8 protein-coding genes, 1 tRNA gene and 1 pseudogene are annotated in these 7,828 nt (G+C 63.1%); 5 read left to right on the forward strand and 5 right to left on the reverse strand.

The annotated features are described in order from the left end of the window. Positions 1-146 precede the first annotated feature (146 nt). A pseudogene (locus K8I04_07430) lies at positions 147-787 on the forward strand (replication endonuclease). Between the two features lie 253 nt (positions 788-1,040). On the opposite strand, the gene K8I04_07435 reads toward K8I04_07430, so the two are convergent. The 5 genes from K8I04_07435 to K8I04_07455 all read right to left on the reverse strand — a co-directional run bounded on the left by K8I04_07435 (position 1,041) and on the right by K8I04_07455 (position 4,603). Beyond that, a complete protein-coding gene (locus tag K8I04_07435) occupies positions 1,041-1,676 on the reverse strand; it encodes a VPLPA-CTERM sorting domain-containing protein (protein MBZ0071543.1) in 636 nt (211 codons plus the stop codon). A gap of 791 nt (positions 1,677-2,467) precedes the next feature. Further along, positions 2,468-2,543 (reverse strand) — tRNA-Thr (locus K8I04_07440). A 63-nt stretch (positions 2,544-2,606) separates the two neighbouring features. Continuing rightward, positions 2,607-3,044, reverse strand: coding sequence for a transcriptional repressor (locus tag K8I04_07445; protein ID MBZ0071544.1), 438 nt, complete (start codon positions 3,042-3,044; stop codon positions 2,607-2,609). 44 nt (positions 3,045-3,088) lie between these two features. Next, complete coding sequence (thiO, locus tag K8I04_07450; protein ID MBZ0071545.1) at positions 3,089-4,180, reverse strand: glycine oxidase ThiO; 1,092 nt, start codon at positions 4,178-4,180, stop codon at positions 3,089-3,091. A gap of 12 nt (positions 4,181-4,192) precedes the next feature. Then, positions 4,193-4,603, reverse strand: a complete 411-nt coding sequence (locus K8I04_07455; GenBank protein MBZ0071546.1) for a prepilin-type N-terminal cleavage/methylation domain-containing protein — start codon at positions 4,601-4,603, stop codon at positions 4,193-4,195. A gap of 395 nt (positions 4,604-4,998) precedes the next feature. Between K8I04_07455 and K8I04_07460 the strand changes: the two genes are divergently transcribed. The 4 genes from K8I04_07460 to K8I04_07475 are packed head-to-tail and all read left to right on the forward strand — an operon-like array spanning position 4,999 to position 7,826. Then, complete coding sequence (locus tag K8I04_07460) at positions 4,999-5,559, forward strand: GspH/FimT family pseudopilin (GenBank protein MBZ0071547.1); 561 nt, start codon at positions 4,999-5,001, stop codon at positions 5,557-5,559. After that, the gene (locus K8I04_07465) at positions 5,553-6,269 is read left to right on the forward strand and encodes a prepilin-type N-terminal cleavage/methylation domain-containing protein (protein ID MBZ0071548.1); all 717 of its coding nucleotides are present in this window, start codon (positions 5,553-5,555) and stop codon (positions 6,267-6,269) included. Before K8I04_07460 ends, K8I04_07465 begins: the two co-directional genes overlap by 7 nt. Position 6,270: 1 nt before the next feature. Continuing rightward, positions 6,271-7,392: a hypothetical protein gene (locus K8I04_07470; GenBank protein ID MBZ0071549.1), complete on the forward strand. Its 1,122-nt coding sequence runs from the start codon at positions 6,271-6,273 to the stop codon at positions 7,390-7,392. 11 nt (positions 7,393-7,403) lie between these two features. Continuing rightward, the gene (locus tag K8I04_07475; GenBank protein ID MBZ0071550.1) at positions 7,404-7,826 is read left to right on the forward strand and encodes a prepilin-type N-terminal cleavage/methylation domain-containing protein; all 423 of its coding nucleotides are present in this window, start codon (positions 7,404-7,406) and stop codon (positions 7,824-7,826) included. Positions 7,827-7,828 lie beyond the last annotated feature (2 nt).

Genomic DNA, 7,828 nt, shown 5'->3' on the forward strand with positions numbered 1-7,828 from the left:
TCCTTGACCTTCACTCCCGCATCCGCCTCCCGCAAGAACCCGATGATCTGTTCTTCTGTAAACCGCTTCTTCATGTCCAACCTCCTTCCGGTTAGGATTGGACTCTAAATCGCGGTGCTACTCAATCCGGGGGTGACGTCGGCATCATGGTAATTCTCCTGGGTCATCCATCCGCCGGGAGCCGGCGTGCTCCCTGCGTTCATTGCAGTGAGTATGGGTTGCCTGACGCGGTCACACAAGGCGATGCAGGCATAGCCGAACACCGCCTCACGGCTGTGGCCATCGCCTGGAGCCGCGGCACCGCGGCCGGTTACATCGCGAAGTACATCTCCAAGAACATCGACGGTTTCGGCCTGGATGCTGACCTGCACGGCCGCGACTCCAAAGACTCCGCTACCCGCTAGAGGCCTGGGTCTCAACCTGGGGTATTCGGCAGTTTCAGCAGATCGGCGGGCCGCCCGTAGGCGTCTGGCATAAGTTGTGGCGCCTCGAGGCCGCTCCTGCCGGCATTCTTGGCAAGGCCTTCGCGATGGCGGATACTGACGACTGGGCGAGCTATGTGTGCCTGATGGGCGGCATACGGGGCGTGGGGCAACCGCGCCTCATTGGGCTGGCCAAGAAGTGGGGCGACGGGCTTAACCGCTATGACGATCCGCGGGGCTATCAGGTGTTTGGGGCCGAGGCGGGTGTGGTGACCGTGCCAACGCGCATACATACCTGGCGTATCCAACAGGCCCAGGGTCGCGTTAACGGCGTTATCGTTAACACGCTCGGACTATCCCGTTAACGGAACTTCAACGCATAGGGGCGCGGGGTTTCTCCTCCTTGGAGCTCTGTCAATAACTGTACGGCGCCAGAAAAGCAAACATCTGTCCCTACTTCTTTCTAAAACAACTCACAGACCATTTTCGACCGGTTACGGCCTTAGAGACTGAAGAAATTCAATGCCTCAACAACAGCACAATTGGCCAAAAGAAGATTTTTAGCACAAACAAAAACGGCGACCAAAGCCGCCGTCTCTGTTAATTCCTTTGTGTGTATTAAGCAGTTTTCTTGCGCCTGGATATTCCAACTAGACCTAGCAGGCCAGAGCCAAACAGCCAAAGTGCCGCAGGTACAGGTACAGGGGTTGAACCGGCGAATTGCGCACTGGTAGCACCATTCGTCATCGCGAAATCAGCAACGTGGGCAGCAAAAAACTCCCCAGAAGATGGATTGAGGGTAGAGCCGATTGCGTAAGAAGAAAGGGTATCGCCAGTGACACCGCTTATCGTGAACGTAAGCAACGTCGTCCTGGTTGCCCCAGTACCGCTTAACTCGAATTCGAATTTACCAAATCCACCACCAGCATTCGCATCCTCGGTAATGTTCCAAGTAGCTGGATCTACGTCCTGAATATTAGCCGTTGATATCGAGAGACTGTTGTCGTAATTGAACGAAAATGTCTGCATCCCAAAATTGCTGAGTAATGGACCGGGAAAATTAGCGCTTAGTACATCTACTGTGAAATTGATGTCACCAATCGTTGCGCCGTCGCTGATTGTCACCTGGAGATAATTAACGCCATCCGTTAGAACGTTGGACTGGTCAAGGTAATAAGAAATCGAGGCAGCCTGCACCGAAAAAGCCGCAGACACGAGCGCAAGCGCCCCAACAGTGCGCGAGAATGTTTTCATCCTTAAATTCTCCTCCAACAACCAAACATGCAGCAGATAAATCTATTTTTGTGTTCCATCACTCACGCACGAAGGGTGCCAGAAATATTTTATCTATATTTATCATATAGTTATAAAACATTACGCGTGGAGTCACCTTCCAAGTGATAAGCTATTCGACAACCATTCACCGCCCGATAAACAGTGCATAATGAGAAATGCCGGTTTAAACAGTCAGTTAACAGGACACGCGCCCTACACCCTACTGTAAAAAAATTCGTCACCAATTCGGAATTATTTTTTGCCTATTACTCAATTAATTGCGGCAGTCATCATGTAGATATTCTGAAATATAGGAAGGATAAATGCCCTTTTCACCCAGGTCTCGTGGGTGGTCGTTTACCGACAGCAGTCCACCTCGTCACCGTCCGACGCCCGCCAACCCTCCGGCTCTATCAATCCGTTAATTGCAAAGTCCAGGTCTCGCCGATTTCAGATGCGCTATTTTCGTGAGACCGCTTAATGTGGGCTACTGCTTTGGGACCAAGGCAGTCCTTTGAGATAGTTCAAATATTCCAGCGGCCCAACTTCCGCAATTCGCCAGTTGCGAACTAAAAAAAGCTGGCTATTCCAACATCAACTCTCTGAATAGTAGGTATCTCCATGTTGCGTACTCCAAATGAGTGATGTGTGCTGCCAGGACAGGGATACTGTCATGCCCTCAAGCGATTTGACTTGAGATGGGACCGCCTACAATAACGGCTACACGAAAAAGCCCGCACAAGGCGAGCTTCGCTAACTCTTTAAGTTTATGGTGCCGTTGAGAGGAGTCGAACCCCCGACCTACTGATTACGAATCAGTTGCTCTACCAACTGAGCTACAACGGCGCAAGGGCGGGAGTATAGAAGAAAGCTCCGGGCTCAGACAACCGGCGATCCGGCCCGGCGGGATCAGCCGAAGGCCTGGTTGCGGATACGGATGATGACGTCGACGCCCGCCGAGACGGTGCCTTCGGGCAGGTCCGGGAGAGTCACGGGCGGGAGACGGTCGGCGTCGATATCGAACAGCTCGCCGGTATCGATGTTATAGAAGTGGTGGTGGTCGTCGGTGTTCGGGTCGTAGAACACACGGTTCGGGTCCACGATCACCTCGCGGAGCAGACCACGGCTGGCGAACAGGCCGAGCGTGTTATAGACGGTCGCCTTCGAGACCCGGGCGCTCTCCTGATTGACCCGCCTGAGCACGTCGTCCGCCGACAGGTGCCAGTCGCGCGCGAACAGCACCTGGGCGATCTCCAGGCGTTGCAGCGTCGGCTGAATGCCGTGGCTGGCCAGCAACTCTATCGCCTGCTGCTGGCTAAGCGGCTGTCTTGGCGGTCGTTTTTTCATGAATCAAGTATACGGCGAAGTTTTAGACAAAGTCCAGACCGACCTTACCCGATGATTTTACTGGGTAAATATAACTGTGGATCGAGTTCCGGCGGGCGTCCGAGGAGGATATCGGCCAGCAGCCGTGCGGATGCGGGGCCGAGCACGACGCCGTTCCGGTAGTGGCCGGCATTTATATATAGGTTGGTGATGGTCGGGTGCCGGGCGATGCAGGGCACGCCGGCCGGCGTGCCGGGACGCAGGCCAGCCCAGTGGTGCTCGAGCTCGCAGTCGGCGAGGGCCGGCACCAGGCGCAGGGCCACCGCCTGCAGTTCGTCGCGCGCCGCGGCGGTGGTGGATTTGTCGAAGCCGACATGCTCGAGGGTGCTGCCGACCAGTACGCGGCCGTCGCGACGCGGGATCACGTAGCGGCCCTGGTCGAGGACGATGTGGCGCACCTGCCCCGGTGTACCGCGGAACAGCAGCATCTGACCGCGTACGGGCTCGACGGGCAGCCGCAGACCCACCGAGCGCAGCAGCTCGCCGCTCCAGGCGCCGCCAGCGAGGACAATGTGCGCGGCGGACAGGAAGCCGCTCTCGGTCCAGATGCCCTCGACGCGGTTGCCGATGACGCCGAAACCGGTGACGCCCTGGTGCTCGCGAAAATCGACACCCCAACCTTCCAGGGCACCGCGCAGCGACTTCACCAGCCGTGGGTTGCGTACCTGCCCGATCCCGGGCAGCCACCAGGCCTGCGGTACCGAGACGCCGAGGGCCGGTTCCAGGTCCCGCAGCTGCCCGGCGGCGACGCGTTCGATGCGCACGCCAAAGCGCTCCGCCCAGGGCCAGACGCGTTCGTCCTCGGCGGCATCGAGGATCAGCAGGCCGGAATCCTGCCACTCGGGATCGATGCCGGAGGCCGCGTGGATCTCGGTGAGCAGCTGCGGATAGTGTTGCTGACCCCAGCGTGCCAGGGCATTGACCGCGTCGGGGTAGCGCCAGGGGTACAGCGGCGAGAGGATGCCACCGCCAGCCCAGGACGCCTCGCCGCCGCTGCGGCCGCGCTCGACGAGCCGCACACGCAGTCCTGCGGCACGCAGCTCGCGCGCGGTCAGCATACCGATCAGGCCGGCCCCGATGATGATGCAATCCGTCACTACGCGTCTCCTTCAGCGGCGCCAGCAGACGGCGTCGGCATAACCACCTGTCAGCACCGGACCGTGCTGGTCAATAGCATAGGTCCCGCAGGCATCACCGCGCTGCGGTCCATCGGCGCGCGGCCGGGCGATCGCCAGGAAGCCGGCCGCGGTGTGCTCCGGTACCTGCAGGTGGTAATACCCATCCGCCGATGTGGCAGCGTGACCCAGTTCGTGCAGATCCGCATAGGCGGTGTGATTAGCACGCCAGGTCTCCTCGGCGACACGCAGTGCGAGCAGGCTGCCGATGGCGTCGGTGCGGCGACCACGCATCAAGCTGTCGCGATAACTGGGATACGCCAGTGTCGCGAGGAGCGCCACGATGGCGAGCGCGATCAGCAACTCCATGAGGGTCATGCCGCGCGTGCGGCTGGGTCGTGTCATGGTGGGCCCTCCCTGGCCGGTCGTTATGATTATTTCGCAGGCGGCGCGGTGACTGACAGTCGCGAGACATTCGTTCCGATCAATCCGATATCAACCGCACTTCATCCACCGTGCATGCGGAATACGCCCTACTCGTAATGCCCCTTATTTAAATCCCTCTTGGCCACGGAAGCACCCGGAATGACACGGAAAAGGCTCGTGTGTAAAGGCCGGAGACCAAACCGCAGGTGCGAGCCCTGGACACATATACTAAATTCTTCCGTATTATTCTGTGGCCAACTTTCCAAGACATGGGCTTGCAGACGCGCCATTCGCCCTAGTATAAGCCCGGCGAGCGGCTATAATCACGCCGACGACACGGACTGTTACAAAGACTCAAACACGGAGACTCGATCATGGATGATCGCGGCCCTTCCGGCTTTACGCTCATCGAACTCGTCACCGCCATGGCCGTACTGGCCATCATGATCACCTGGGCGGTGCCGGCGTTCTCCGATCTCATCGACAGCCAGCGGCTGCGGGCCATGGCCTGGCAGCTCGCCGCCGATCTGCGTCAGGCGCGCAGCGAGGCGGTCGCGCGGCATGCATCGCTGCCGGTCGGCGTCGCCTTTCGCCCGGGCACGGCGTGGTGCTACGGCATCAGCCAGCAACTGCCTTGTGACTGCCGGCAACGGGACTGGTGGGCCGCGGATGCCTGTCTGCTGGATGCATCGCGACAACGCCAGCTGCACCGCACGACGCAGCGCGAGCACCCACACGTCGCCATCACCGCGGCGCGCTTCAGCGGCGGGACGCTCACGGTCTTCGACCCGCTGCGCGGCACGGCGCGGGCCGGCACGGTGGCACTGGCATCGGCGCGCGGCAAGCGCCTGGAGATCCGCGTGAGCACGCTGGGCCGGGTGCGCATCTGCGCGCCGGCCGATGCGCCGGCGCCGGGTGGCGTTCAGCCATGCTGAGGCCCGCGCAACGCGGCTTCTCGCTGACGGAGCTGATGATCGGCAGCGCGCTCGGGCTGTTCGTGATCGCGGGCGCGCTGCAGCTCTATGCCGCCAACGTGCGCGCCGCCGCCGACACGCTGCGCGTCAGCCGACTCAATCAGGAGATGCGTGCCGTACTGCAGCTGTTGGGCGACGAGTTGCAGCGCGCCGGTTACTGGGCCGGCGAGCCCGGCATCGATCCGCATACCGGCAATCCCTTTCAATCTGCCACCAACGACATCCGCATTGACCGGTTCACCGGCGAGGCGGCCGCCTCCTGCCTGCTCTACGCCTACGACCTGAACGGCGACCAGCGCGTCGGCGTCGGCCCGGGCGGGCTGCCGGGCCCGCACGAATCGACGGCGAATCTGGAGCAGTTCGGCGTACGCCTGCGTACCGGCCGGCTGCAGCTGCGTACCGGTGGCCGCACCTTCGCCTGCGATGCCGGCAGCTGGCAGGCACTCACCGAGCCGGACACCGAGGTCACCGCGCTGCACTTCACCCTGCAGCAGCGTTGCCTGAACCTGCGCGCAGACGGCGGCCCCTGCGCCAGTGGCGACCCCGCCCTGCTGCGCCGGCGCGTGACCATCGCCCTTGCCGGCCGCAGCCGTGCCGATCCCGGGATCCGGCTGCGACTGGAAACCGAGGTGCTGATCGCCAATGACCGCGTGACCGCGAGCCTGCCTTGACATGAGTGCCGCCAGGGAACCACGCAGACGCACTCACGGCGACCCGGGTGACCGGCACATCGGCCGGCGACAACGCGGGGCGGCGAGCCTGCTGATCGGTCTGGCACTGATCACCGCCATCGTCGCGCTGGCGGCGGGGCTGGGGCACACGGTGGCACTGGAGCAGCGCATGGTGCGCAATACTGTGCTGGCCGCGCAGACGCGCGCGGCGGCAAGCGCCGGCCTCGGTTATGCCCAGGCCGAGCTGGCACAGGCGCGGCCGGTGTGGACGCGCCTGGCCGACGGGCACGAGCTGGCCACCACGTCACGCAATCCCCCGCCGCTGCACACGCACGCCGGTGACCGTTTCGCCATCAACATCGCCCTCGAACGGCGGCCGCAGTGGCGCGGCTACATCCGCGCTGAGGTGAGCGCGGCGCCGGCGACCGACCCCGAGGTCGAGGCGCGCGTCAGCCAGTTCCTGTTGCCGCTGGGCGTGTTGACCGCCGTGGGCGAAGAGGCGCCGCCGCTGGTGGTCGACGGCTGCGCGGATCTGTCGCGGGCGCGCGACCTCTACCCGCTGGACGCCGACGGCACCGCTGCCGGTCCCGCGCTGAGCACCTCGGCCGCGGCGGCCTGCACACGCATTGAGGCTGCCAACCTCCACGGCGGCACCGTGCATGGCCATGCCTTCGCACCCGGCACGCTCTGGGACCGGGTCATGACGATCGACCGGGACGCGTTCCGCACCCTGGCGGAGGCGCAGGTCGCCGCCGGCGTGCCACCCTTGCAACGGGATTACTGGTGGGCGACGGCCGCGGATCTGACTGCGGGCACCTGGCGCATGAGCCTCGGGAGTGCGCGGCGCCCCGTCGTCCTGGTCATTCCGGTGGAACTCGGCTGTCCGGCCTTCGGCGGCGGCGCACAGATCGTCGGCCTGGTACTGATCGAGGCCGACTGCGGCGGCGGCCCCGGCTGGAGCGATGTCCGCCTCTATGGCAGCCTCGCGGTGGGTGGCGATTTTGCCGGCCTCGGCCCCACCAGCCGCCTGTTCCATATCAGCCACGCGCCCGGTGCCCCCCGGCGCATCGAACCGCCACCACTGGGCGTGGTCGTGTTCGCCGGCAGCTGGAAGGACTTCTGAGCGTGCGTGCCATGGATACCATGCGCACCAGGCGCGGCTTCGCCCTGATCGAGGCACTGATCACGCTCGCGGTGATCCTGGTCGGCCTGACGGGTGCGCTGCGGCTGCAGGCCGGCCTGCTGAGCGCCAGCGCCACGGCCAAGGCCCGCGACGAAGCACTCACACTGGCGACAGCCCGACTCACCCGGCTCCGCGACCAGCTGACCGAGGCTGAGTACCGTGACATCCTCGTCCCCGGCCGCGAGGAGATCCCGGGCCAGTTGCACCGCTACCGCCTCGAATGGCGTATCACGGCCCATGGCGCGCCTGCGTACAAGCATCTCACCCTCGACGTCCGCTGGCCCGCGGCGGACCCTGCGAACGCCATCACACTCCAGACCCTCGTGCCCCGCACCGACCTGCACCGCTTCGCCCGCCAGCAGCTCCTGCCCTGAGT

It is taken from the genome of Gammaproteobacteria bacterium (genome assembly GCA_019911805.1).
Lineage (GTDB): Bacteria > Pseudomonadota > Gammaproteobacteria > Thiohalobacterales > Thiohalobacteraceae > JAHJQQ01.